Below are 23,973 nucleotides of genomic sequence, written 5' to 3' on the forward strand. Positions count from 1 at the left end.
TACACCTTCACCCCAGGTACCGACTTCGACGACCTGGCGGTTGATGCAACCCGTGACGTGACCTTCACCTACACCGCCACCGACAACGATGGTGCCGTCAGTGCGCCGGCCACCGTGACCATCACCGTCACCGGCACCAACACTCCCCCAACAGCCGTTGCCGATACCTATACCGAAATTCAAGGACTGTTCGCGGAGTATTACGGCTATAACGACACCAGCACAGGCGCAGGCAACGATGGGCCAAACCTAACCAACCTCAGCCTGGTAAACAGCTTTATCGACGGCCGCACCCCAGATGCGACCTTTAATGCGACAACGCTGAACTACGGCCCTCTGGACGATGCCGGCGGCCTGGGTAATGACAACCTGCGGAACTTTATCGGCAGCAATGGCAACTCGCTTTCAGCAGATCCGAGCGACAACAGCTCCGACGCCATCATCAAGATGACGGGCTTTATTGAGATGGCAGCTGGCGAGTACCGTTTCCAGGTAACGGCAGATGACGGCTACAGCATTCGCATCAATGGCCTCATTGTCGCCGAGGTCAACAACATCCAGGTGATCCAGACCAACCAAGGCGCTCTTTTCAGCATCAGTGAAGAGCAGGCGGGTCCTCAGCATATTGAGATCGTCTACTGGGATCAGGCCGGACAGGCCCGTTTGCAGGTCGAGCTTAGCAAGGACGGTGGTGCTTACAGCCTCGTAGGTGGCAGCGACCTCTACCATGTACCTGCCGGTTCGCCACTGGTAGTGGACAGTGGCGACAGCCTGACCATCGATCCCAGCAGTTTGCTAAACAACGATAGCGATCCGGATACTGATCCGCTCAGCCTTGTCAGTGTGCAGGATGCTGTGAACGGCACCGTTGAACTGAATGCCGGCGGCCAGGTGGTATTCACCCCAACTGACGGCTTCTATGGTGATGCGAGTTTCGCGTACACCATCACGGACGGAGAAGGCGGCTTCGATACCGCGACTGTGACCGTGAAGGTTATTCAGGCTCCTGGGGTCATTCAGGTCGAAGGTAGTGGTGCCAATAATGGCGACGACGACATTCTGGGCGGTAGCGGCGATGATGTACTGCTGGGCGATGTTGGCGGCACGTTGACCAGCACTCAGCCTGGCAGCAATTACAATATTGCTCTGGTAGTGGATATGTCGGGCAGCATGAACTCAACACGAGTGGCCCTGGTGAAAGCGTCTCTGCAAAACCTGGCCGACCAGTTGAAAGACCATGACGGCATTATCAATATCAGTCTGGTTCGTTTTTCTGATGGCGCAACAATCACTGCAGATATCGATGACCTCAGTGATGCCAATGTCGATACGCTGCTCAATGCTATTACAGCGCTGAGCGCTGGTGGTTATACCAACTATGAAGCCGCGTTTAATGAAGCCGTTGACTGGTTTGATGATCAAGCTGCCGATAGCAAGGGAATCAGTGATGGCTACCAGAATCTGACCTTCCTCCTGACCGACGGTGACCCAACCCGCTATCTGAATAGCAGTGGCAACAGCACTGACAGCGGAGGCGATTATGCGATATTGAGCGAATCTATCGCTGCATTTGCTCCGCTGAGCAATATGAGCACTGTACATGCAATAGGTATTGGCACTGGTATTAATGAAGACTATCTGCGCTTCTTTGATAACACCACGGTAACTGGCCAAGGCGTAGTTGGGTTCGATAGCTCAACACTGTTCAGTTTCAATAACAATAGTGGCGGTAATAACCCAAGCAATTGGACAAACAAAACTGGCTCGGTGGCCCGTTCGAATGATGAACTGCAGATCATTGACAATGTAAGTGGCTCGGCCGGCGCAACTAGCCCGACCTTCTCTCTCAGCGCTGCCCAGGCCAATAGCGGTTTCGGCTTCGAGTTCAGAACTGCCAACTTCACTGAAGGTGATACTTTCACCTGGGCTCTGGAAAAGCAATCAGGCTCTGGTAGCGAAGCCATTTGGTCGACCGTCACTAACGCCATTGGGACATACACCAACGCTCAAGCAGATGACTTAAACGTATACACTACTGCCGCAGGCGCAGGGACTTACCGCTTTGTCTTCACCGTGACCGACAACTCCATCACTGGTGGCAATACCACTGTCTACATTGACAATATTGCCCGCTATGACGACCTCGTAAGCGCCCCTGCTGGCACTGTCGAAATCGTCACCACCGCCGATCAACTTGACGCCGCGCTGCAAGGTGGTGCAGCAGCACTCGAGTTGGTACCGGTGGGCGACGACAACATTGTCGGCGGTGCAGGCCAGGACATTATCTTTGGCGATGTGATCAACACCGATGAATTGCCGTGGGGGCTTAACGGCAACCCGAGCCAACCGAACAATCTGCCTGCAGGTTCTGGGCTTTCCGCGCTGCAACAGTTCCTAGAGCTGAAGAACGGTATAGCCCCGAGCAATCAGGATCTCTACGACTATGTCCGGAGCAACCATGACCTGTTCAACGTAGCCGGAGATACCCGTGGCGGTAACGACACGCTAGATGGCGGCAAGGGCAACGATATTCTCTACGGGCAAGGCGGCAACGACATCCTGATCGGCGGCGAGGGCGACGATATTCTCTTCGGTGGCAGCGGTGCAGATACCTTCGCCTGGCAGAACGGCGACCTGGGGCACGACGTGATCAAGGACTTCAATAGCAGCGAAGGTGATGTCATCGACCTGAGCGATCTGCTCAGCACTGTGGACGAAGCCGATCTAAGCAATTACCTACGCCTCGACACCGACAGTTCCAGCCTGTTGATCAGCACCACAGGGGCTTTTGCTTCGGGTGGCGAAGCCGATATCACCATTAAGGTGGAAAATGCTGGCAGTAATGTGTTCACCGCCAGCGATACCATCAGCTCGCTGATCGCAAGCCCCGACCCCCTACTCAAGATCCAGGACTGACAAACAACTCCGCTACCCAAAGTAGCGGGGTTTGTTTTTATGGTGGCCATGCTAGGGGACAGCGCAGCGCAGGAGTAACAATGGCTCCGGTCATTTTTAACGCATTTCCCAATCTGCACCCGAATAGGCCATTATCCTGTTCTATACAAAACATCTCGTAGGGCGCGTCGTGAACATTGGCTCTTGGAGCTGGTGCGCACGGCGCACCCTACGGGGCGAGGCTGAATCAAGTCACGGCCTATTAGGCTGCCAACAGGCTAGGAGTGGTCGATGTTGTATGTGAAGCGTGATGCGTGGGGCAACCTGCAACAGGTTGAGGCTGCGCCCTTCGAAGGCATGGATGGCGAGTTGGCGGCGGACAGTCAGGAGGCCCAGGCCTGGTATGCCAACCAGACTGCCGAAAGCAGCCTGTTGCAGCTCAAGCAGAGCGACCTGGATATGATCCGGGTACTGGAAGATCTGATCACCGTACTGATCCGCAAGGGTGTGGTGCGGATCACCGATCTACCGGAAGCGGCGCAGAGCAAGCTGGTCGGCCGCAGCAAGGCGCGTGATGCGCTGGGCGGCTTGCACCGGTTGATTAACGACGATGAGTCGGAGCTGATTTAAAGCTTACCCCTGTAGGAGCGGCGGGGATGCCTAGCCCATGCCCGCGATCTGAGCGCGGTCAAAAGCCGCTCTCTACGTCTGCTTATCCAAACGCTCTATGCCCAAGGCCCTGGCTCGCCAAACAGGCGACCCTGCACACCCTCAATACCCATGGTACGCAGCACTTGCCACTCTCCTTCGGTTTCCACCCGCTCGGCGATCAGCGGCAGGTCGATGCTGTTGGCCGCCCGTTGCATGGCTTCGATAAACAGGCGCTTGTCGTTTTCCTGGTCGATGGCGCGGATATAGCTGCCATCCACCTTGAGATAAGCCAGGCCGAGTTTGGCCAGGTTGCCGATCATGCTGAAGCGTCCGCCAAAATGCTGCAGGCCAAGGCTGAAGCCCAGGCCGCGCAAGCGCTGGGTCAGGGCTTCCAGTTCGGCCTGTTCAGGCAGTTGGTCCTCGTCCAGTTCCAGGCTCAGGCGCGGCCCCAGATGGCGATGTTGCTGCAGCAACTCATACAGCCGGGCCAGGGCCTGGGGCTCGCGCACCGTATGGCCGGACAGGCTCAGGGCCACCGTGGCCGTGTGGCTGGCCATCTGCTGCAGCACCTGTTCAAGCATGGCCAGATCGAGCCGACTCGACCAGCCGAAGCGCTCCAGCCAGGGCAGGAAGCGCCCCGCCGCCAACAGCTTGCCTTGTTCATCGAGCACCCGCGCCAGCACCTTGTGGTGCAGCACCCGGTCCGGCTCGCAGGCGGCCACCACTGGCTGGAAGAACAACTGCAAGCGGCTCTGCTCCAGCGCCTGGTCGAGCAGGCGGTACCAGTTCTGCCGCTCATCCACCGCCTGTGCCGACGCCAGCGCCGCACTGAAGGCCCAGCTCGGCTGAGCCTGGCTCGCGGCCTGAGCCAGGGCGGCATCCAGGGCGCGATAAAGATCTTGCGGCTCATCACCCGGAGCAAAGGCGGTCAGGCCGAGGTGGGCCACCGGCAGGCAATCGCTGGCTCCGGTCTGCTGCAGGCTGAGCAGCGTGCGCTCAAGGTCTTCCGCCAACTGCTGGGCTTCGCCACGCTCCAGGCCCGCCGCCAGAATGGCGAACTCGCCGCCACGATTACGCGCCAGCACAAAGCGCCCCTGGCTTGACTGCTGCAACAGCTCGGCAACGGCCTTGAGCAGCTGGTCGGTGCGCTGGCCGCCGAGACGCTGGTTAAGCCCGGCCAGGTCGTTCAAGCGCAACAGCAGGAGGAAACCGCTGCAGGCCTGCTCCTCGACGCTCAGGCGGGCATGCAGTTGCAGGTCGAAATAGCGCCGGTTGGCCAGGCCGGTCAGGCTGTCCTGATAGGCCTCGGCGCGCAGCACTTCGCTGCGCGCGGCCTCTTCGGCGAACAACGCCTTGAGCTTGCCGACCATCTGGTTCATGGCATTGACCACCCGGCGGAACTCCGGGGTTTTCGGCAATTCCGGCAGGCTGAGGAATTCGCGGCGAGCGATGGCGTTGGACTGCTCGACCATATAGTCCAGCGGGCGCAACTGGCGCTTGAGCAGCAGCACTCCAAGGGCGACACAGAACACACCGCTCAGGGCCAGCCAGAGCAGATTACCCAGGGCGCTCTGCCAGAGTTTGCCGACCGCGAACAGCGGATGGCTGATCACCTGCACCTGGGCGGCCTGTCGCCAGCCGTCGCTGACAATCGCGTCGCCGCGGGCCGGAGCCAGATCGACCAGGCGGGCAAACCACTGCGGAGCCTCACCCGAGACCGGAGCCCCGACGCGCTCGACCAGCAACTCGCCATTGGCCGGGTCGACCACGCGGATGCTCTCGAAATAACCACTGTCGAAGATCGAGCTGACCATCAATTCGATCATCGCCACATCATTGACGTGCGGGCTCAGCGACAGGCCCAGGGCCGTGGCGGCATCCTGGGCGTGGGCACGCAGCTGGTTGACCTGCTGCTCGCGGGAACTCTCCACGCTGACCAGGAAGCTGCCGGTGAAATTCACCAGCATCAACACGCAGATGGCAATAAACAGCTGCTTGAACAGTGACATCAGTGACTCCTGCTAGGCGCGCTCAAGGGAAACCCTCGGCGCGCATCTTTTTCAACAGATCCTGCCAACGTGACAGCTTCTTGCTGTCGCCCACCTGCTTGCCACCGCCGGCACCAGGTAACCACAGGCCCTCGGCATTGAAGGAATATACCGGCACCAGGTCACTGCGCTGGCTGGCCGGCTCGATGGCATCGATCAGGTTATCCAGCACCAGCGGCATGGCCAGCGGATGGGCGTAATAGGTCAGAACCATATGGGCCTGATTCAGGCGCACCGCCTTGACATAGGTGATACGCAGCTTTTCGCTCGGCACCCCGAGCTGGCGCAGGCTGAAATACTTGGCAATCGCATAGTCCTCACAGTCGCCGGCCCCACGCCACAGCGCCTCGACCGGCGTGGCCCAGTAGTCCTGCACCCGCCATATGGCGATATCGTCACGAAAGCGCAGACGCAGATTGAAGAAGCGATTGACCGCCTTGAGCTGTTCCAGCTCATCTACTGCGGCCTGCTCCTGCAACAGCCGTTGCCAGTCATTGATGCGACCCCGCCCCTCACCCAGCGGGCCATAAAGCTGTTCGGCACGCGAGGTGATATGGCCAAAATCCCAGTCGGCATGCAACATGCCCGCCGCCAGGGCGAGCAGCAACGCAAGGGCCAGAGCGGCTTTGCCCACAGAAATACGCAGAATTTCGATCCGGCCAGACTGCACGCCACGACTTCCACCACAAGATGGCGGCCATGGTGCGGGCGGTGCCGGCAAAAGGCAATCACGGCTGGACAGCAAACGGCCGCCCTGTTCAGACTGCGCCACCCGTAACGGAGAGATCACCCTTGTTCGAACATTTTTTACTGCACTATCGTTTGCGCCTGCTGTTCTTCGCCAGCGTGCTGCTGACGGGCGTGATGGGCTGGCCGCAGCCGGCGCTGTGGCTGGAATGGGCAGCGCTGTTGCTGCTGGTCATAGCGGGGATCAACACCCTTCGGCACAAGAAACTGTTTATGAGCCTGGTGGTGATACTGGGCCTGAGCAACTTACTGTTATTGCTGCTGGAAAAGCTTATCGGCCTGCCAAGCCCTATGAGTAACGGGCTCGGACTGGTGGTGTTCTACCTGGCCATGGTGGCGTCGCTATTTCACCGGGTGATCCACGAACGCCCGGTCACTGGCGACCTTCTGTACGGCCTGCTGGCCCTCTACCTGTTGCTAGCGCTGGCGTTTGCCATGGCCTATCAGGTGGTCAACGGCTTTTTCCCCAATGCGTTCTGGAATGCCCGTGGCGAGCTGCACCTGGACGATTTCGTCTACTACAGCCTGGTTACCCTGACCACCGTGGGTTATGGCGATATCCACGCCCAAGCCCCGGCCGCACGCCTACTGGCAGGGGCCGAAGCGGTCGCTGGGGTGATGTTTATCGCCATCGCGGTGGCGCGCAGCCTGATGCTGATGAACGACCGCGAGGAAGAGGTTTAGCGGGGACAGTTCAGGCCCTGGGCAGGCTCTGAATATGCAACATGCCGAACAGCAACACCTGGACCCGTTCCAGCCAGGGTTGCGGGCGGCCCTGCAAACGCTGGCGAAACAGCATCACCTCGCCGACATGAGCCAGCAACACTGCCGCAGCGGCCAGGTTGACCGGCCAGAACCAGGCCTCGCCCAGGGGTACGAACAGATTGGCCAGCGCCAGCAGCCAGAACATGGCCAGCGCGCCCTTGATAAAACTCAGCAGATGCATCGGTACACTCCTCGCGGGCAATGGAAGTACCGAGGATGCCGCAGCCAGGCCACCCTGCCCGCTGGACTTTGGTTGAGCCGTATACCGCAGCAATGGCCGCCCGTAAGGTGCGCCGTGGACAAGAAGCTATATAGAAGATGGCGGCTTCAGCCGTAAGCCGCAGCCGCCTAGTTGAGTCCCCTAAGGGCTATTAGTTGTACTGGCGTTGCCAGGCGCGCCCATCACCGCCGCGCTGCTCGTTACCACGCTGGCGGCCATCCTTTTGCCGGCGCGGCTGAGCGTTGTCCTGCCGGTGCTGACGTGACTGCTCCTGCCGGCGCTCGCCGCGCTGCTCACTCCAGCCTGCCTGGCGCTCTATGCCCCGGTACTTGTGCCCGTTGGACTGGTAATGGCGCGGCGCAGGGGCCGGCATATAGCGGCGCTGGTCATGCCGATCGTTGTCATAACGCCGGCCGTCGTGACGACGACCGTCATGCTCATGGCGACGCGCGTCATAGCGATAACCGTCGTGCCGATAGTGGCGTGGCACCACATACACCGGTTGACGCGGCACATGGTAATAAGTGGTCGAATAATGGCGGTCATGGCCGCGATGGCCATAGCCACTGCCACCGTATACCGCACAACCGGTCAGGGTCAGCCCCAACAACGCGATAATCATGGATTTAAACAGCATGCTGGCCTCCGTACCGCCAGTGGATAAAAGGCCAGCAAATGCTGGCCTTCTGGAACCGCTGAAATCGAGCTAACGAATCAGCAGCGACCTTTTTTCGCCTGCCCTGGCGGGCAATGAGATGGGCCACCACCGCCACCACCGCCATCGCCGATATCGACCCCTATGCCTGGAAGACGCAGGCTACAACCCTGTACGCTGACGGCCAGCATGGCGACCAGCAATAAGCTCAAATAAGTTTTCATCAGCAACGCCCTTGCATACGTAAACCTGGTGGGCAATGGCCACCATTACTACCACCATACCCTACATCCACCCTTACAGGTTCACCGATGCGCGCATGCACACCCGGCGCACTGAGGGTACAGCCACCAAGCAACAGCACTAAAGCCATCAGAGTTAGAACACGCATTGCGCTACTCCTCGAATTTCCCACGGACATCAGATGCCTGCGACCACCTTGGCTCCCATTAACTGGAGCAGGTATGAACTTCGACATCACCGAATCGCGCCTGTTCAATTGCCTCAAAAATACAGCACGGGTCCGGGCCATGCCGCCGACCCGAGCAACCAACACCGCACCCGCACCTTATTGCAGCGTACCCAGCTGAACGCGCACCAGAACAGCGCAAATACCATATCTATAAATCGCTCATTGCCCTCTCTACCCCCATTGCAGAGCCCTGCAGAGCGACTGGCACGATGTTCGCTAAGTAACCAGCGTGCAGGAACAACCCTTATGCCGATGCATAACGGAATCGCGGCACCACAATTTGCAATAGCCGACTAGGGTTCCGGCTCGTTCGATGCGAAAGGCATAGGCGAGTGACTGGTCCGAGAGTTGGCGACCTCCTTCGAGGTTACACGGCGGGATAAAAGCCCGGGAGAACGCGCCCCAGAGATGGGGAAACCGCCGCGCACTCCTGCCCGCCATTTCTCGAACTGGAGGTTCCACCATGCGTAAGCCCCGTCTGTTCTCCACCCTCGCCGCTGGTCTGATTGCCGCCATCAGCCTCAACAGCCACGCCGCGCCGAAATCCGACTTCAGCGTCTGCTGGACCATCTACGCCGGCTGGATGCCCTGGGAATACGGTACCGCAGAAGGCATCGTCGACAAGTGGGCGAAGAAGTACGACATCAATATCGATGTGGTGCAGATCAACGATTACGTCGAGTCGATCAACCAGTACAGCGCCGGCCAGTTCGATGGCTGCACCATGACCAATATGGACGCCCTGACCATCCCGGCTGCCGGCGGCATCGACTCCACCGCGCTGATCATCGGCGACTTCTCCAACGGCAACGACGGCGTCGTGCTCAAGGGCGAGAAGAAGACCCTGGGCGACCTCAAGGGCCAGAACGTCAACCTGGTTGAACTGTCCGTGTCCCACTACCTGCTGGCCCGCGGCCTGGAAAAGGCCGGTCTCAGTGAGAGAGACCTGAAAGTGGTCAACACCTCTGACGCCGACTTGGTGGCCGCCTTCGCCACCAGCGACGTCACCGCCGTGACCACCTGGAACCCGCTGCTGGCCGAGATCGAAGCCACACCTGGTGTGACCAAGGTGTTCGACTCCAGCCAGATCCCCGGTGAAATCATCGACCTGATGGTGGTCAACAGCGACACCCTCAAGGACAACCCGGCCTTCGGCAAAGCGCTGACCGGTGCCTGGTACGAAATCATGGCCACCATGAGCGCCGACACACCAGCCGGCAAAGCGGCCCGCGAGCATATGGCCAAAGCCTCTGGCACCGACCTGGCTGGCTACGAAGCACAGCTGGCAGCGACCAAGATGTTCTATTCGGCCAAGGACGCCGTGGCCTTCGCCACCAGCCCGAAACTGCCGGCCACCATGACCAAGGTCGCGGAGTTCTCCTTCGGCCACGGCCTGCTCGGCGAAGGCGCGCAAAGCAGCGATGCCATCGGCATGAGCTTCGCCAAGGACGTGACCACCGGCGACAGCAGCAACCTCAAGCTGCGCTTTGATCCTTCGTTTATGCAGATGGCGGCCGACGGCACGCTGTAACGAGCCTGCGCTCTAACCCCCTCTCCCTCCGGGAGAGGGTTGGGGTGAGGGAAACCCCGCGCCGTTCGCAAGACCCTCACCCCTAGCCCCTCTCCCAGAGGGAGAGGGGAATGTCGAATCACGAGGAGCACTATGCGCCTGATCAACCGCCACCCGGATCGCAGCGGTCGCCTGCTGCTGATCCTGCTGCCCTTCGCCCTGCTGCTGTTCGCCTACTTTGTCGGCTCGGCGCAGCGTCTGGCGGACAATCCCAACGACAAGCTGCTGCCCAGCGCCAGCCAGATGGGTGCGGCCATCGAGCGCCTGGCCTTTACCGAGGACAAGCGCAGCGGCAACTACCTGTTCTGGCAGGACAGCGCCGCCAGCCTCAAGCGTCTGGCCATGGGCATCGGTATCGCCGCCCTGGTCGGCCTGTGTCTGGGCATCGCCGCCGGCACCCTGCCGTTATTCAGCGCACCGCTGTCGCCACTGCTCACGGTGCTGTCGATGGTGCCGCCGCTGGCGATACTGCCGATCCTGTTTATCGTCTTTGGTCTGGGCGAATTATCCAAGGTGATGCTGATCGTGATCGGCATCACCCCGGTCCTGGCCCGCGACCTGGAACAGCGCGCCCGGGAAATTCCGCCGGAGCTGCTGATCAAGGCGCAGACCCTAGGGGCCAGCACCTGGACCCTGATTCTGCGCGTGGTGCTGCCACAGATCCTGCCGCGCCTGCTGATCGCCCTGCGCCTGGTGCTCGGTTCGGCCTGGCTATTTCTGATCGCCGCCGAAGCCATCGCCAGCACCGATGGCCTGGGTTACCGGATCTTTCTGGTGCGCCGCTATATGGCCATGGATGTGATTCTGCCCTACGTGGCCTGGATCACCCTGCTCGCCTGGCTGATGGACCTGGGCCTGCGTCAGCTCACCCGCCTGTGCTTCCCCTGGTATGAGGGGGCCAAGGCATGAGCTTTATTCAGGTCAAAAACGTCTGGCAGGAATACGGCGATCAAGTGGTGCTTGAGCGCCTGAATCTAAGCATCCACGAGGGCGAGTTCTGCACCCTGGTCGGCGCGTCCGGCTGCGGTAAATCGACCTTTCTGCGCCTGCTACTGGGCCAGGAGCGCGCCAGCCGGGGCGAGATTCTGCTGGGCGGCGAGCCCCTGGCAGGTGAGCCCGATAGCAGCCGCGGCGTGGTGTTCCAGCGCTATTCGGTGTTCCCCCATCTCTCGGTGCTGGATAACGTCGCCATCGGCCTCGAGCTGCCCCGCGCGCCGCTGCTCGGCCGGCTATTTGGCCGCGCCAAGCGCGAGGCCCGCGAACAGGCCGCAGTGATATTGCACAAGGTCGGCCTCGGCCATGCTTTGGACAAATACCCCAGCCAGCTTTCCGGCGGCATGCAGCAACGCCTGGCGATTGCCCAGGCGCTGATCATGCAGCCGCGCGTGCTGCTGCTCGACGAGCCCTTCGGCGCGCTCGACCCCGGTATCCGCAAGGACATGCACGTGCTGCTGCTGGAGCTGTGGCGCGCCACCGGCCTGACCGTGTTTATGGTCACCCATGACCTCAGCGAGGGCTTTAGCCTCGGCACCCGCCTGCTGGTGTTCGACAAGGTCCGCGTCGACCCCCACGCACCGAATGCCTTTGGCGCGCGCATCACCTACGACATTCCCTTGAACAGCGACCGCCGCGCCCAGCGCGCCGCCGTCGACGCCTTGCCCGCGCATATCGCCGGCAAGCTGAACCCGGCCCTGTAAGGAGTTGCCATGACAGCTGCACTGACCCTGCGCCCCACCCTCTACGAAGAATTCGTGCCTGGCGGTGGCCACACCTCCTTTGTGCTCAAGCGCGGCCAGTTGCTGCGCATCACCGACCTACAAGGCGGTGCCAATGCCAGCCTGCTGCTGCTCAACGCAGCCGAGAAAAGCGAACGGCTGAATCTGCCCGACAGCCTCAAATGCCAGCACACCGCCAAGCTCACCGCCGGCCACTGCCTGTATTCGGATATGGGCCGGGTGCTGGCAGCGATCACCGCTGATACCTGCGGCTGGCATGACAGCTTCGGCGGCGTACTGAACGCCGATGAAGTTGCCGAAAAATACGGCCAAGGCAGCTACCAACAACTGCGCAACGGCTTCTTCCGCAACGGCGTGGACAACCTGCTGGTGGAAATGGGCAAGTGGAACCTGGGTCTTGCCGACCTGCTGATGTGCCTCAACCTGTTTAGCAAGGTGAGCGTGGACGCTGATGGTTGTTTCCAGTTCGAAGCGGGCAACTCCAAGGCCGGCGACTATATCGAGCTGTACGCGCCGATGGACACGCTGGTGGTGCTCACCGCCCTGCAGCACCCCATGGACCCCAACCCCGACTACGCGCCCAAGCCGCTGCAACTGTCCTGGCACAAGGTCGAAAGCGACGGCATCAGCGTGCTGTGCCGCACCTCGCGCGCGGAAAACGCCCGTGGCTTCCACAACACCGAACGTCTGTATATCTGAGGCCGGCCAGCATGACTCTTATCTCAAGCGACAAGCACCCGGAAGCCGCCGTGTACCGCGCCACCATTGGTGCCGGCGAGCCCTTTCTCTGTGAAGTGAAGGCCGGCCAGACCCTGCGCCTGCTCGACCTGGAAGGTAACCAGGCGGTCGATACGCTGTTCTATTCGGCGCGCAACCCGCGCGAGCGCTATGACGTGCAACGCACCCTGCGCAAACAGAACCGCGTGTACCTGACCACCGGCAGCGTGCTGTATTCCAACCTGGGCCAGCCGATGCTGAGCATCGTTGCCGACACCTGCGGGTGCCACGACACCCTCGGCGGTGCCTGCGCCCAGGAGAGCAACACGGTTCGCTACGCCCTGGACAAGCGCTATATGCACAGCTGCCGCGACAACTTCCTGCGCGCCAGCCTGCACGACGGCCGCCTGAACAAGGCCGACATCAGCGCCAATATCAACTTCTTTATGAACGTGCCAGTCACCCCTGAAGGCGGCCTGACCTTTGAAGACGGCATCTCCGCCGCCGGCAAGTACGTCGAGCTCAAGGCGCATATGGATGTGATCGTGCTGATCTCCAACTGCCCGCAACTGAACAACCCGTGTAACGGCTACAACCCGACTCCGGCTGAAGTGCTGGTGTGGGATTAAGCAGGTTAAAAACGAAAAGCTTGCAACCAGACCTGTAGGAGAGGCGGCGGCACCTTGCCCATGCCCGCGAACGCTCTTCGCGGGCATGGCCCGCTCCTACAACCTATGGACGACCATAGGGCGCACCACTACCGGCGGGACGGCCCGCCCCTTCGAGGACACCTCGAATGTTCACCAAACTGCTGATCGCCAACCGCGGTGCCATCGCCTGCCGCATTCTGCGCACCCTGCGAGCCCTTGATGTACAGGGCGTAGCCGTCTACTCCGAGGCCGACGCCGCCAGTCTGCATATTCAACAGGCCGATGAAGCCTTCAGCTTGGGCGAAGGCCCGGCGGCCAACACCTATCTGGTGGTCGAGAAGATTCTCGCTGTGGCCAAGGCCAGCGGTGCCACGGCCATCCACCCCGGCTATGGCTTTCTCTCCGAGAACGCCGCCTTTGCCGAAGCCTGCGAGGCCGCCGGTATCGCCTTTGTCGGCCCAACGCCCGAGCAACTGCGCGTATTCGGCCTGAAACACACCGCCCGCGCCCTGGCCAAACAGCATGGTGTGCCGATGCTGGAAGGCACCGAGTTGCTGGAAAACCTCGACGCCGCGCTGATCGCGGGTGAGCAGGTCGGCTACCCGGTGATGCTGAAGAGCACAGCCGGCGGCGGCGGTATCGGTATGCGCGTATGCAACAGCGCCGCCGAGCTGAGTGACGCCTTCGAGGCGGTCAAACGCCTGGGGCAGAACAACTTCAGCGACAGCGGCGTGTTTATCGAAAAATACATCCAGCGCGCCCGCCATCTGGAAGTGCAGGTATTTGGCGATGGTCGCGGTGAAGTGCTGGCCCTCGGCGTGCGCGACTGCTCGGTGCAGCGGCGCAACCAGAAGGTGCTGGAAGAAACCCCGGCCCCCAACCTGCCAGCCGGCATGGCCGAGGAGCTGTGCGCCGCAGCGATCAAGCTGGCCAAGGCGGTCAGTTACCGCAGCGCCGGCACCGTGGAATTTGTCTACGACAGCGAGGCGGCACGTTTCTATTTCCTCGAAGTAAACACCCGCCTGCAAGTCGAGCACGGCGTTACCGAACAGGTGTGGGGCGTCGACCTGGTGCGCTGGATGATCGAACTGGCAGCTGGCGATCTGGCCCCGTTGAGCGAACTGGCGAAAACGCTAAAACCCAGCGGCCATGCCATTCAGGCGCGCCTGTACGCAGAAGATCCGGGCCGCGACTTCCAACCCAGCCCCGGCCTGCTGACTGCCGTCGCCTTCCCCAAGGCCGATGGCAAGGCGCTACGTATCGACACCTGGGTCGAAGCCGGCTGCGAGATCCCGCCCTACTTCGACCCGATGATCGCCAAGGTCATCACCTGGGCCGATAACCGCGAAGCCGCCAGTGCCGCCCTCGGTCAGGCCCTGGCCGATACCCTGCTGTATGGCGTGGAAACCAATAGCCAGTACCTGCGGCAGATCCTCACTGACGCACCCTTTGCCAGCGGCAACCCCTGGACCCGCTGCCTGGAAGGCCTGACGTACACAGCCAATACCTTCGAAGTGCTGAGCGCCGGCACCCAGACCACCGTGCAGGACTTCCCCGGCCGCCTCGGTTACTGGGCGGTCGGCGTGCCGCCCTCCGGGCCGATGGACAGCCGCGCCCTGCGTCTGGGCAACCGTCTGCTGGGCAACGAGGCGGATGCCGCCGGCCTGGAAATCACCATGAGCGGCCCGACGCTGCGCTTTAACACCGATGCGGTGGTGGCGGTCACTGGCGCACCTATTCCGCTAAGCGTCGATGGTATCGAGCAGCCCCTGAATACCGCGCTGCTGATCAAGGCCGGCAGCACCCTGAGCCTCGGCACCATCCAGGGTGCGGGGGCACGTAGCTATCTAAGCCTGCGTGGCGGTGTGCAGGTGCCGGATTACCTGGGCAGCAAAAGCACCTTTACCCTCGGCCAGTTCGGCGGCCACGGCGGCCGCGCCCTGCGGGCCGGTGATGTGTTGCATATCCCAGCCCTGAGCGACCTTGACGTTGGCGCACACTTGCCCAGCGAGCTGCGCAGCGCGCTGCCAGCCGTGCGCGAAATCCGCGTGATCTACGGCCCCCACGGCGCGCCGGAATACTTCACCCCGGCCTATATCGAGACCTTCTTCGCCACCGACTGGGAAGTGCACTTCAACTCCAGCCGCACCGGCGTGCGCCTGATCGGACCAAAACCTGAGTGGGTACGCGACAGCGGCGGCGAAGCCGGCCTGCACCCCTCGAATATCCACGACAACCCCTACGCCATCGGCGCGGTGGACTTTACCGGCGATATGCCGGTGATCCTCGGCCCCGACGGCCCCAGCCTGGGCGGCTTTGTCTGCCCGGTGACGATTATCGAGGCGGATCTGTGGCAGCTGGGGCAGTTGAAAGCGGGCGATAAAGTGCGCTTTGCGCCGGTGGATATCGCAACGGCGCGGGAGCTGGCAAAAGCCGGCAATCTTGAATGTGCGAGCCTTCGTAGGAGCGGCCTTGGCCGCGATCAAGCTGACAACGCAATCGCGGCCAAGGCCGCTCCTACAAAAGAAAATACCCTCCCCTCCCCCATCGTCCTCGATATCGGCGAAGCCGATAAACGTCTGGTCGCGCGCCTGTCTGGTGACACCCATCTGCTGCTGGAAATAGGCGCGCCTGAGTTGGATCTGGTGCTGCGCTTTCGTGGCCATGCGCTGATGCAGGCGCTGGAAGCGAAAAACCTAACCGGCGTGATCGACCTCACCCCTGGCATCCGCTCGCTGCAGGTGCATTACCAGCCGGAAACCCTGTCGCTGGCCAATCTGCTGGCCATAGTCATCGGCGAATGGGACGTCGTGTGCGCCGCGCAAGACCTCAAGGTGCCATCGCGCATCGTCCATCTGCCGCTGTCCTGGGACGACCCGGCTTGCCAGTTGGCCATCGAGAAATATATGACCACGGTGCGCAAGGACGCCCCCTGGTGCCCGAGCAATCTGGAATTTATTCGCCGGATCAACGACCTGCCCAATCTCGACGAGGTTTACCGCACGGTCTTTGAAGCCAGCTATCTGGTGATGGGCCTGGGCGATGTCTACCTCGGCGCGCCAGTGGCCACCCCGCTGGACCCGCGCCATCGCCTGGTGACCACCAAGTACAACCCGGCGCGCACCTGGACCGCGGAAAACTCGGTGGGCATCGGCGGTGCCTATATGTGCGTGTACGGCATGGAAGGCCCCGGCGGTTACCAGTTCGTCGGCCGCACCCTGCAGATGTGGAACCGCTACCGTGAAGTCGCCGCATTCGACGGCAAGCCCTGGCTGCTGCGTTTCTTCGACCAGATCCGCTTCTATCCGGTATCGGCCGAGGAGTTGCTGCGCATTCGCCGCGACTTCCCCCTGGGCCGCTATGACCTGCGTATCGAACACAGTGAACTGCACCTGGCCGATTACCAGGCCTTTCTCGACCACGAGGCCGAGGGCATCGAGGCCTTCCGCAACCAGCAGCGCGCCGCCTTCGATGCCGAACGCCAGCGCTGGATCGCCTCCGGCCAGGCGCACTACGAGAGCGAGGAAGTCGCCGCCGATGTCGGCGAAGACGCCCCCCTCGGTGCCGGCCTGCACAGCATCGAAAGCCATATCGCCGGCAACCTCTGGCAGGTGCAGGTGGAGGTTGGCAGCAAGGTCAAGACCGGCGATGTGCTGGTGATTCTGGAGTCGATGAAGATGGAAATCCCCCTGCTCGCCCCGATAGACGGCGTGGTCAGCGAGATACGCGTACAACCCGGCTCACCGGTACGCGCCGGCCAGCGGGTGGTGGTTTTGCAAGAAACATAAACCCCTGGCCCGAATAAGCCTTGGCGCAATCCCGGACCGCTCCCGGATTGCGCTGCGCTTATCCAGGCTACGAACCTGCAGTAACGCAACACCTAATTCCGCAACAACACAGAACAAGCCCCCTCTCCCCACTGGGGAGAGGGCTGGGGTGAGGGGAAAGGGCCAGACAACGACATCGCACGCGCCTGGCCCCCTCACCCTAACCCTCTCCCCGAAGGGTAGAGGGAACTGACCGCATTCCAACCTTACGAGGAAGCCAATATGACCCACGAATTCGATCTACGCCTCGATGCACTAAAAGCCGCCTACCTGGCCGGTAGCACCACCCCGCGCCAGCTGATCACAGCCCTGCGCAACAAGGCCGCGGTACTTAATCCCGAGTTCAATCTGTTTATCCATCTACTGAGCGAAGCGGAGCTGGAACCCTACCTGGCCGCGCTGGACGGCAAGTCGGCGACGGATCTGCCGCTATACGGCGTGCCCTTCGCCATCAAGGACAATATCGACCTGGCCGGTATCCCCACCACCGCGGCCTGCCCGGCCTTTGCCTACACGCCGGAGCAGAGCGCCACCCTGGTCGAGCAACTGCTGGCCCTGGGGGCCGTGCCGCTGGGCAAGACCAACCTCGACCAGTTCGCCACCGGCCTTAACGGCACCCGCTCGCCCTACGGGGCCTGCCGTAACTCGGTGCACCCGGACTACCCGTCCGGCGGTTCCAGCGCCGGTTCGTCCCTGGCGGTGGCACTGGGTGTGGCCAGCTTTGCCCTGGGTACCGATACCGCCGGCAGCGGTCGGGTGCCAGCCGCGTTGAACAACCTGGTCGGCCTGAAAGCCAGCAAGGGCCTGCTCTCCACCGCCGGCGTGGTGCCCGCCTGCCGCAGCCTGGACTGCGTCACCTACTTCACCGCCACGGCCAGCGAGGCCAGCCAGTTGCTGGCCCTGACCGTCACCCTCGATCCACGCGACGAATACAGCCGCAGCAACCCGCTCTGGAACGATGGCAGCGCCTTTGGCGCACCGCGCTCGGGCTTTCGTTTCGGCGTGCCCAAACAGCTGGAGTTTCTTGGCTGCGCCGAGAGCCCAGCGCTGTTCGCCGCCAGCATCGAACAACTCAAGGCCTTGGGCGGCAAAGCGGTAGAAATCGACTTCGCGCCCTTTCTCGAGGCCGCCCGCCTGCTCTATGAAGGGCCCTGGGTGGCCGAGCGCTACAGCGTCGCCGGGGCGTTGATCGAAGCTCAGCCCGATGCCGTGCTGCCGGTGATCAAGGCCGTGCTGGAGAAAGCCCCGGGCACCAGCGCCGTTCAGCTATTTCGCGCCCAGTACCGCCTGCAGGCGCTCAAGGCCGAGTGCGAGCGGATCATGGCTAAGCTCGATTGCGTGCTGACCCCGGCCTATCCGCGCCCGGTGACCCTGGCCGAACTGCAGGCCGAACCGGTGGCGCGCAACGCCGACCTGGGCTACTACACCAACTTTATGAATATGCTCGACTACGCCGCCGTCGCGGTCCCGGCGGGATTTATGGCCAATGGTCTGCCCTGGGGCGTGACCCTGTTCGGCCGCGCCTTTACCGACCAGTATCTGTTGAGCCTGGCCGCAGCCCTGCAGCGCCAACAACAGCTGCCACTGGCTGGCGAGCGCAGCCTGGAGCCAGGCGCACCAGCCGCCATCGCGCGCAATGACCGCGCCCGCCTGGTGGTCTGCGGTGCCCATCTGGATGGCCTGCCGCTCAACTGGCAGCTCAAACAGCGCGGCGGCCAGCTGGTCGAGGCCACCCAAAGCTCGCCGGACTATCAGCTCTACGCCCTGGCTGGTGGCCCACCGCTGAGGCCCGGCATGCTGCGGGTTGCCGAAGGCGGCGTGGCCATCGCCGTGGAAGTCTGGGAACTGCCGAGCGCCGAGCTGGGCTCCTTCCTCACCGGCATCCCGGCCCCCTTGGGCCTGGGCAAGGTGCAACTGGCCGATGGCAGTTGGGAAAGCGGCTTTATCTGCGAACCCTATGGGTTGGCCGGGGCAGTCGATATCAGCCACTTTGGCGGCTGGAAGGCCTATCTGCAGAGCAAGGCCTGAGGCGCGTAGGCTGTGCACGTTCAAACGCTTAGCGGGCCTCGGTGCGCGCGGCGCACCCTACGAAGCGCTGGAGCCTACAGCAAACGCTGATAACTGAGGATGCGCCCCTTAAATGGCGCATCCGGGTTATCCAGATCATTGAGCGGGTCGGCCATCTGCTGGTAGCCATGGCTGCCCATCTCGCGGCTGAACCGCGCGCCATTGCCCCGGCCGGGATCGACTATCAGCACCCGGCAGCGGCGCGCGCCATGGCGGGCGATAAAGTCGGCGAGCAAGGCGGGATGGTCGCGTTCATAGAGCAGGTCGCTGCCGATAATCAGGTCGAACAGGCCCAGTTCCCGGTAGTACGCGGCCCAGTCGCAGTTGAGGTAGGTGATGGGTTGCAGCTCATTGAGCGCGGCATTGCGCAGGAGAAACTCGCCAGCCAGCGGATGGTGGTCACTGGCGGTGATATCCGCGCCCAGGCGCTGCAGCACCAGGCTGGTCAGCCCCAGGCCGCAGCCCAGTTCGAGAATACGCAAGCCCTGCACCGCCATGCCGCTGAGGGTCTGCGCCAGTACCTCGCCCGCCGGCCATAGCTGGCCGAACAGAGGCCAGGTCGCAGAAGAGATGCCCGCCCGTTCGGCTCGGCCATCGCGATCGGCAAACTGCTGTTTATCGCGCAGGGAACACAGATGGAAGTCCTCTGCGCCGATACTCAGGGTTGAATACTTGATGCGGTAGCCAGGGCTGACGCTGGACATGGGCGGCTCGGATGGCTGAAAAGGACCCGAACCAGACTGTGGTTAACGCCGCATAACCGAGCGCAGTCGTTATCACCCAGCCTGACATTGGGGTGCTTCATTCGGGGGCACATCAGCAAGGCGCAATGCCGGCCAGCGCATCACAAGTCACCAAGGAGACTCTTCGTGTGCGCGCACCATAGGCCTGCGCTGCGCCCGACAGCAAGCGCGGCCAGGCGGGCCGCGATGAACGGCCCGCGCAATAGCGCCGACAGACGCCAATGGCCAAGGCTACAATGCGCTCAACTTTCCCCCCGTAGACCCTTTGTATGTCACGTCCCGCCCCCGCTACCCGGCAACGCTCGCTGATTCTGCTGATCCTGCTATTGCTCGGCTGTGGTTTCCTCACCACGTCGCTGGTCAGCTACTACACCGCCCTGGACTCGATACGCGCGGGGATTATCGACACCGAACTGCCGCTGACCTCCGACAACGTCTACTCGGAAATCCAGAAGGACCTGGTCCGCCCCATCCTGATTTCCTCGATGATGTCCCGCGACACCTATATGCGCGACTGGATTCTGGCCGGCGAGCAGGACCCCGCGCAGATCACCCGCTACCTGCAGGAAGTGCAGGAGCATTACGGCACCGTCACCAGCTTTCTGGTCACCGAGCAGAGCGGCACCTACTACCAGGCCAAGGGCGTGCTCAAGCAGGTCAAGGCCAGCGAGCCGCGCGACGCCTGGTATTTCCGCGTGCGCGATATGCAGGCCCCTTACGAGATCAATGTCGACGTCGACATGGCCAACAACGACCGCATGACCGTGTTTATCAACTACAAGGTGTTCGACTACCAGCAGCGCTTTATCGGCGCGACCGGTGTCGGCCTGACCGTGGATGCGGTGGTCAAGCTGATCGATACCTACCAGCAGCGCTACAACCGCAGCGTGTTCTTCGTCGATACCGAGGGCCGTGTCGTCCTCACCGGAGCCAGCGGCGGCCCGATGGGAGCCAAGGTGGGCCAGTCGATCGGCGAACTGCCGGAGCTGGCCAACCTGATGGCCAAACTGCCGCTGCCCAGCAGTGGCAACTTCGAGTACCGGGAACAGGGCCGCGGCCACTTTCTCAATGTGCGCTTTATCCCCGAGCTGAACTGGTACCTGTTTGTCGACAAGCCGGAAAACGCCGCCCTCGACGAACTGCGCTACTCCCTGTACCTGAACCTGCTGATCTGCCTGCTGGTGACCCTGGTGGTGATCAGCCTGGTCAGCCTCGCCCTGCGCCGCTACCAGGCGCGCATCACCGCCCTGGCCACCACCGACCAGCTTACCGAACTGCTTAACCGTCGCGGTTTCGACCTGCTGGCCAACCAGGCGCTGCAGGAGGCGCGACGCAACAACAGCCCGCTCTGCGCGTTGCTGCTCGACCTCGACAACTTCAAGGCACTCAACGACGAGCACGGCCACCTGGCCGGCGATGCGGTGCTGCGCGGCTTTGCCAGCGACCTGCGGGACAACCTGCGCAAGTCCGACATCATCTGCCGTTGGGGCGGCGAGGAATTTATCCTGCTGCTCAAGGACACCTCCACCGAACAGGCGCGCGAGCTGGGCGAGAAAATCCGCCAGCAGACCGAGCGCAACCGCGTGCTGCATAACGGTACCGACCTGCAGATCACCACCAGTATCGGCCTCGCCCACCTGCAGACGGACGACGCCCTCGACCAGTTGATTGCCCGCGCCGACCGCGCCCTTTACCGGGCCAAACAGGGTGGCCGCAACCGCCTGTGTGAAGAAACCGCATGAGCCTCTCACCCCAGCACTGCCCGCGCTGTGGCCAGGCCAACCAGTGCGCCCAGGCGGGCGCGACCACGCCCGTCGAACACTGCTGGTGCTTTGACCTGAGCATCGCCCCCGCGGTGCTCGACAACCTGCCCGCCGAGGCCCGCGAGCGCATCTGCCTGTGCCCGCGCTGCGCTCGGGAGCTCCCGCCGGCACAGCCCGACCAGCCCGCCGACTAGCCATGCGCCTGGATCGTTTTCTCGCCAACCTGCCGCACTGCAATCGCCAGGAAGCCCGCCAGCTGCTCGCCAGCGGCCGGGTGCAGGTGGACGGACAGACCCAGCGCGACGGCCTTAGCGAAGTCAGCCAGTTCAGTCGCGTGCAACTGGACGACGAGCTGCTGCAGGCCGGCAAGGCCGCGCGCTACTTTATGCTGCACAAGCCGGTCGGCGTGGTCAGCGCCACCGAACACCCCGAGCACCGCACCGTGCTCGACCTGCTTGATGAGCCGGACAAGCACCAGCTGCACCTGGCAGGCCGCCTGGACCTCAACACCAGCGGCCTGCTGCTGCTCACCAACGACGGCCAGTGGTCGCGCCGGGCCACCGCCCCCACCGGGCAACAACCCAAGGTCTACCTGGTGCAAACCCAGGACGAAATAGACCCGGCCTGCATCGCGGTGTTCGCCCGTGGCCTGTACTTCCAGTACGAAAACCTGACCACCCGCCCCGCCATTCTCGAACTGCTCGCACCGCGGCACGCTCGCTTGACCCTCTTCGAAGGTCGCTACCATCAGGTCAAGCGCATGTTCGGCCACTTCCAGAACAAGGTGATCGGCCTGCACCGCGTCAGCATGGGCGCAATCCAGCTCGACGAGCGCCTCTGCCCCGGGCAATACCGCGAATTGAGCGCCCTGGAGATCGCCAGTTTCGAGAAACGCTGACGTCAATTTTCCCCCAGGTCACATCGTTCGCAAGCTAACCGATAAACGGTAGTGCCCTAAGGGAATAAAGGCTTGCCAGCGTCAGGGCCCACTGCTTAAATCGAGCCATAAGGTCTTGATGTGACCGATGAGTCACAGTTGACCATCCAAGCGTTCTTTCAGTTGCTTGCGCTCTGCGCGAAATGGGTTCCTGCCTGGTAACACGACATCACTCCGCCACCTTGAAAAAGGTCGGTGCGATGCTCTATTTCAGCCCTAACTGATTGAAAAATAAATACTTATAAAAATCTCCCAGCCTGACATCGGTTTGTCATGTCCAGGCGCTTTCCTGACTGTCCCCTTATGCCCGGTTTAACGGCTCCGCCGTTTTGCCACGCCCCGACTTGCGCCAGGAGAAAACGACATGAAGCCAGCCACCGCTGTCGTCGATGTTCACGGAATCTACAAGATCTACACGGAGTTCTACGCCAATCCGAGCGCGCGCAAGACCATCATCCTGGTCAACGGCTCACTCTCCACCACCGCCGCCTTCGCGCAAACGGTCAAATACCTGCGCACCCAGTTCAATGTGGTGCTCTACGACCAGCCCTATGCCGGCCAGTCGAAGCCGCACAACCATCACCACCAGCCGATCACCAAGGAAGACGAGGCCAGCATCCTGCTCGAACTGATCGAACAGTTCCGCGCCGATCACCTGATGTCGTTCTCCTGGGGTGGCGTCGCCGCCATGCTGGCCCTGGCCCAGCGTCCGGCGCGGATCGAAAAGGCGGTCATCACCTCCTTCTCGCCGCTGCTCAACGAGCCGATGATCGACTACCTGGAAAAAGGCCTGACCCACCTGCACGCCCTCGACGGCGATCAGCTCGGCCACCTGGTCAACAGCACCATCGGCCGCTACCTGCCGTCGCTGTTCAAGCGCTATAACCATCGCCATATCAGCAGCCTGGACAGCCACGAATACCAGCAGATGCATGCCCATGTGCACCAAGTGCTGCACCTCGACGCCCATTGCCAGATGCAGTGCCTGTCGGCCATCGACATTCCGCTGCTGTTCGTCAACGGCGAACACGACGCCTACACCTCGCCGGACGATGTGCGCCTGTTTGCCGAGCACCTGAACGACTGCCAGTTCGTCACCATCGATAACGCCGGGCACTTCCTCGACATGGAGCACAAAGCCGCGTGGCTGCAGAGCCAGGCCGCACTGCTGGGCTTCCTGCAGAGCAAGCCACTGCGTCAGACCCACTACCGCCCGCAGATGGACGTGTTGCACGCGCTGGCCGTATGAAGCCTGCACACAACCCCCGCCCGCACCGCGATATTGCAGATAACCGCGGCGCGGGCTTCATTTCAGGCCGGACTTCCGGTATAAAGGCACCCGCTGCGGGCGTCGTATAGTGGTAATACCCTAGCTTCCCAAGCTAGAGCTGTGGGTTCGATTCCCATCGCCCGCTCCAGATGTCTAACGAAAAAGCCCTGCTGATGCAGGGCTTTTTCGTTTCTGGTGTTCCGCAGAGTCGAAGAAGTGTCGACTGGCGGGTTGAGGCGC

The 23,973-nt window shown here is 62.1% G+C and carries 20 protein-coding genes, 1 tRNA gene and 1 riboswitch; of the genes, 16 read left to right on the plus strand and 5 right to left on the minus strand.

From position 1 onward, the window contains the following. Together VMP31_RS12595 and VMP31_RS12600 are read left to right on the plus strand one after the other, a co-directional pair. On the plus strand, nt 1-2,916 hold a 2,916-nt coding region (locus VMP31_RS12595), incomplete at its 5' end, for an Ig-like domain-containing protein (RefSeq protein WP_325507599.1). Between the two features lie 270 nt (nt 2,917-3,186). After that, nucleotides 3,187-3,525 (plus strand): tryptophan synthase subunit beta, encoded by a 339-nt coding sequence (locus tag VMP31_RS12600; protein ID WP_325507601.1) that lies wholly within the window; start codon nt 3,187-3,189, stop codon nt 3,523-3,525. 95 nt (nt 3,526-3,620) lie between these two features. On the opposite strand, the gene lapD is transcribed toward VMP31_RS12600, so the two are convergent. Further along, nucleotides 3,621-5,555: a cyclic di-GMP receptor LapD gene (lapD, locus tag VMP31_RS12605; protein WP_325507603.1), complete on the minus strand. Its 1,935-nt coding sequence runs from the start codon at nt 5,553-5,555 to the stop codon at nt 3,621-3,623. A 22-nt stretch (nt 5,556-5,577) separates the two neighbouring features. Continuing rightward, complete coding sequence (gene lapG, locus VMP31_RS12610) at nt 5,578-6,249, minus strand: cysteine protease LapG (RefSeq protein ID WP_414705458.1); 672 nt, start codon at nt 6,247-6,249, stop codon at nt 5,578-5,580. 137 nt (nt 6,250-6,386) lie between these two features. Here lapG and VMP31_RS12615 point away from each other — a divergent pair, with 137 nt between their 5' ends. After that, on the plus strand, nt 6,387-7,025 hold the full coding sequence (locus VMP31_RS12615) for a potassium channel family protein (protein WP_325507605.1): 639 nt from the start codon (nt 6,387-6,389) through the stop codon (nt 7,023-7,025). A gap of 10 nt (nt 7,026-7,035) precedes the next feature. Here VMP31_RS12615 and VMP31_RS12620 read toward each other — a convergent pair whose 3' ends face one another. Continuing rightward, the gene (locus tag VMP31_RS12620) at nt 7,036-7,287 is read right to left on the minus strand and encodes a DUF1145 domain-containing protein (RefSeq protein WP_325507607.1); all 252 of its coding nucleotides are present in this window, start codon (nt 7,285-7,287) and stop codon (nt 7,036-7,038) included. Between the two features lie 190 nt (nt 7,288-7,477). Next, a complete protein-coding gene (locus VMP31_RS12625) occupies nt 7,478-7,963 on the minus strand; it encodes a hypothetical protein (protein ID WP_325507609.1) in 486 nt (161 codons plus the stop codon). A gap of 482 nt (nt 7,964-8,445) precedes the next feature. Here VMP31_RS12625 and VMP31_RS12635 point away from each other — a divergent pair, with 482 nt between their 5' ends. From VMP31_RS12635 to atzF, 8 genes are all read left to right on the plus strand, one after another. Beyond that, a complete protein-coding gene (locus tag VMP31_RS12635) occupies nt 8,446-8,571 on the plus strand; it encodes a hypothetical protein (RefSeq protein ID WP_325507613.1) in 126 nt (41 codons plus the stop codon). 164 nt (nt 8,572-8,735) lie between these two features. Next, nucleotides 8,736-8,849, plus strand: a riboswitch (guanidine-I (ykkC/yxkD leader). A gap of 67 nt (nt 8,850-8,916) precedes the next feature. Beyond that, the gene (locus tag VMP31_RS12640; RefSeq protein WP_325507615.1) at nt 8,917-9,984 is read left to right on the plus strand and encodes a putative urea ABC transporter substrate-binding protein; all 1,068 of its coding nucleotides are present in this window, start codon (nt 8,917-8,919) and stop codon (nt 9,982-9,984) included. Nucleotides 9,985-10,116: 132 nt separating this feature from the next. Further along, a complete protein-coding gene (locus tag VMP31_RS12645) occupies nt 10,117-10,932 on the plus strand; it encodes an ABC transporter permease (protein ID WP_325507617.1) in 816 nt (271 codons plus the stop codon). Beyond that, nucleotides 10,929-11,720 carry an ABC transporter ATP-binding protein gene (locus VMP31_RS12650; RefSeq protein ID WP_325507619.1) on the plus strand — a complete coding sequence of 264 codons (792 nt, stop codon included), beginning with the start codon at nt 10,929-10,931 and terminating at the stop codon, nt 11,718-11,720. Before VMP31_RS12645 ends, VMP31_RS12650 begins: the two co-directional genes overlap by 4 nt. Nucleotides 11,721-11,729: 9 nt before the next feature. Beyond that, on the plus strand, nt 11,730-12,458 hold the full coding sequence (locus tag VMP31_RS12655; RefSeq protein WP_325507621.1) for an urea amidolyase associated protein UAAP1: 729 nt from the start codon (nt 11,730-11,732) through the stop codon (nt 12,456-12,458). A gap of 11 nt (nt 12,459-12,469) precedes the next feature. Then, a complete protein-coding gene (locus tag VMP31_RS12660; protein ID WP_325507623.1) occupies nt 12,470-13,105 on the plus strand; it encodes an urea amidolyase associated protein UAAP2 in 636 nt (211 codons plus the stop codon). A gap of 167 nt (nt 13,106-13,272) precedes the next feature. Continuing rightward, entirely contained in the window at nt 13,273-16,914 is a 3,642-nt protein-coding gene (gene uca / locus VMP31_RS12665; RefSeq protein ID WP_325507625.1) for an urea carboxylase, read from the plus strand. 261 nt (nt 16,915-17,175) lie between these two features. Beyond that, complete coding sequence (atzF, locus tag VMP31_RS12670; RefSeq protein ID WP_325507627.1) at nt 17,176-18,981, plus strand: allophanate hydrolase; 1,806 nt, start codon at nt 17,176-17,178, stop codon at nt 18,979-18,981. A gap of 74 nt (nt 18,982-19,055) precedes the next feature. Here atzF and VMP31_RS12675 read toward each other — a convergent pair whose 3' ends face one another. Beyond that, complete coding sequence (locus VMP31_RS12675) at nt 19,056-19,724, minus strand: histidine kinase (RefSeq protein WP_325507629.1); 669 nt, start codon at nt 19,722-19,724, stop codon at nt 19,056-19,058. Between the two features lie 308 nt (nt 19,725-20,032). Between VMP31_RS12675 and VMP31_RS12680 the strand changes: the two genes are divergently transcribed. The 5 genes from VMP31_RS12680 (at nt 20,033) to VMP31_RS12700 (ending at nt 23,881) form a co-directional block, all read left to right on the plus strand. Then, a complete protein-coding gene (locus VMP31_RS12680; RefSeq protein WP_325507630.1) occupies nt 20,033-21,505 on the plus strand; it encodes a sensor domain-containing diguanylate cyclase in 1,473 nt (490 codons plus the stop codon). Continuing rightward, nucleotides 21,502-21,720, plus strand: coding sequence for a cysteine-rich CWC family protein (locus VMP31_RS12685; protein WP_325507632.1), 219 nt, complete (start codon nt 21,502-21,504; stop codon nt 21,718-21,720). Before VMP31_RS12680 ends, VMP31_RS12685 begins: the two co-directional genes overlap by 4 nt. Nucleotides 21,721-21,722: 2 nt before the next feature. Next, on the plus strand, nt 21,723-22,424 hold the full coding sequence (locus tag VMP31_RS12690) for a pseudouridine synthase (RefSeq protein ID WP_325507634.1): 702 nt from the start codon (nt 21,723-21,725) through the stop codon (nt 22,422-22,424). A 403-nt stretch (nt 22,425-22,827) separates the two neighbouring features. Next, nucleotides 22,828-23,712 (plus strand): alpha/beta hydrolase, encoded by an 885-nt coding sequence (locus VMP31_RS12695; protein ID WP_325507636.1) that lies wholly within the window; start codon nt 22,828-22,830, stop codon nt 23,710-23,712. 95 nt (nt 23,713-23,807) lie between these two features. Then, nucleotides 23,808-23,881, plus strand: a tRNA-Gly gene (locus VMP31_RS12700). Nucleotides 23,882-23,973 lie beyond the last annotated feature (92 nt).

It is taken from the genome of Pseudomonas sp. (genome assembly GCF_035512415.1).
In the GTDB taxonomy this organism is placed as follows: Bacteria; Pseudomonadota; Gammaproteobacteria; order Pseudomonadales; family Pseudomonadaceae; genus Aquipseudomonas.

Bases quoted from the DNA above. Each gene is read 5' to 3' on its own strand.
- VMP31_RS12600 (WP_325507601.1), top strand. From the start codon at position 3,187: ATGTTGTATGTGAAGCGTGATGCGTGGGGCAACCTGCAACAGGTTGAG.
- lapD (WP_325507603.1), bottom strand. From the start codon at position 5,555: ATGTCACTGTTCAAGCAGCTGTTTATTGCCATCTGCGTGTTGATGCTG.
- VMP31_RS12620 (WP_325507607.1), bottom strand. From the start codon at position 7,287: ATGCATCTGCTGAGTTTTATCAAGGGCGCGCTGGCCATGTTCTGGCTG.
- VMP31_RS12625 (WP_325507609.1), bottom strand. From the start codon at position 7,963: ATGCTGTTTAAATCCATGATTATCGCGTTGTTGGGGCTGACCCTGACC.
- VMP31_RS12635 (WP_325507613.1), top strand. From the start codon at position 8,446: ATGAACTTCGACATCACCGAATCGCGCCTGTTCAATTGCCTCAAAAAT.
- VMP31_RS12640 (WP_325507615.1), top strand. From the start codon at position 8,917: ATGCGTAAGCCCCGTCTGTTCTCCACCCTCGCCGCTGGTCTGATTGCC.
- VMP31_RS12645 (WP_325507617.1), top strand. From the start codon at position 10,117: ATGCGCCTGATCAACCGCCACCCGGATCGCAGCGGTCGCCTGCTGCTG.
- VMP31_RS12650 (WP_325507619.1), top strand. From the start codon at position 10,929: ATGAGCTTTATTCAGGTCAAAAACGTCTGGCAGGAATACGGCGATCAA.
- VMP31_RS12655 (WP_325507621.1), top strand. From the start codon at position 11,730: ATGACAGCTGCACTGACCCTGCGCCCCACCCTCTACGAAGAATTCGTG.
- VMP31_RS12660 (WP_325507623.1), top strand. From the start codon at position 12,470: ATGACTCTTATCTCAAGCGACAAGCACCCGGAAGCCGCCGTGTACCGC.
- uca (WP_325507625.1), top strand. From the start codon at position 13,273: ATGTTCACCAAACTGCTGATCGCCAACCGCGGTGCCATCGCCTGCCGC.
- atzF (WP_325507627.1), top strand. From the start codon at position 17,176: ATGACCCACGAATTCGATCTACGCCTCGATGCACTAAAAGCCGCCTAC.
- VMP31_RS12675 (WP_325507629.1), bottom strand. From the start codon at position 19,724: ATGTCCAGCGTCAGCCCTGGCTACCGCATCAAGTATTCAACCCTGAGT.
- VMP31_RS12680 (WP_325507630.1), top strand. From the start codon at position 20,033: ATGTCACGTCCCGCCCCCGCTACCCGGCAACGCTCGCTGATTCTGCTG.
- VMP31_RS12685 (WP_325507632.1), top strand. From the start codon at position 21,502: ATGAGCCTCTCACCCCAGCACTGCCCGCGCTGTGGCCAGGCCAACCAG.
- VMP31_RS12690 (WP_325507634.1), top strand. From the start codon at position 21,723: ATGCGCCTGGATCGTTTTCTCGCCAACCTGCCGCACTGCAATCGCCAG.
- VMP31_RS12695 (WP_325507636.1), top strand. From the start codon at position 22,828: ATGAAGCCAGCCACCGCTGTCGTCGATGTTCACGGAATCTACAAGATC.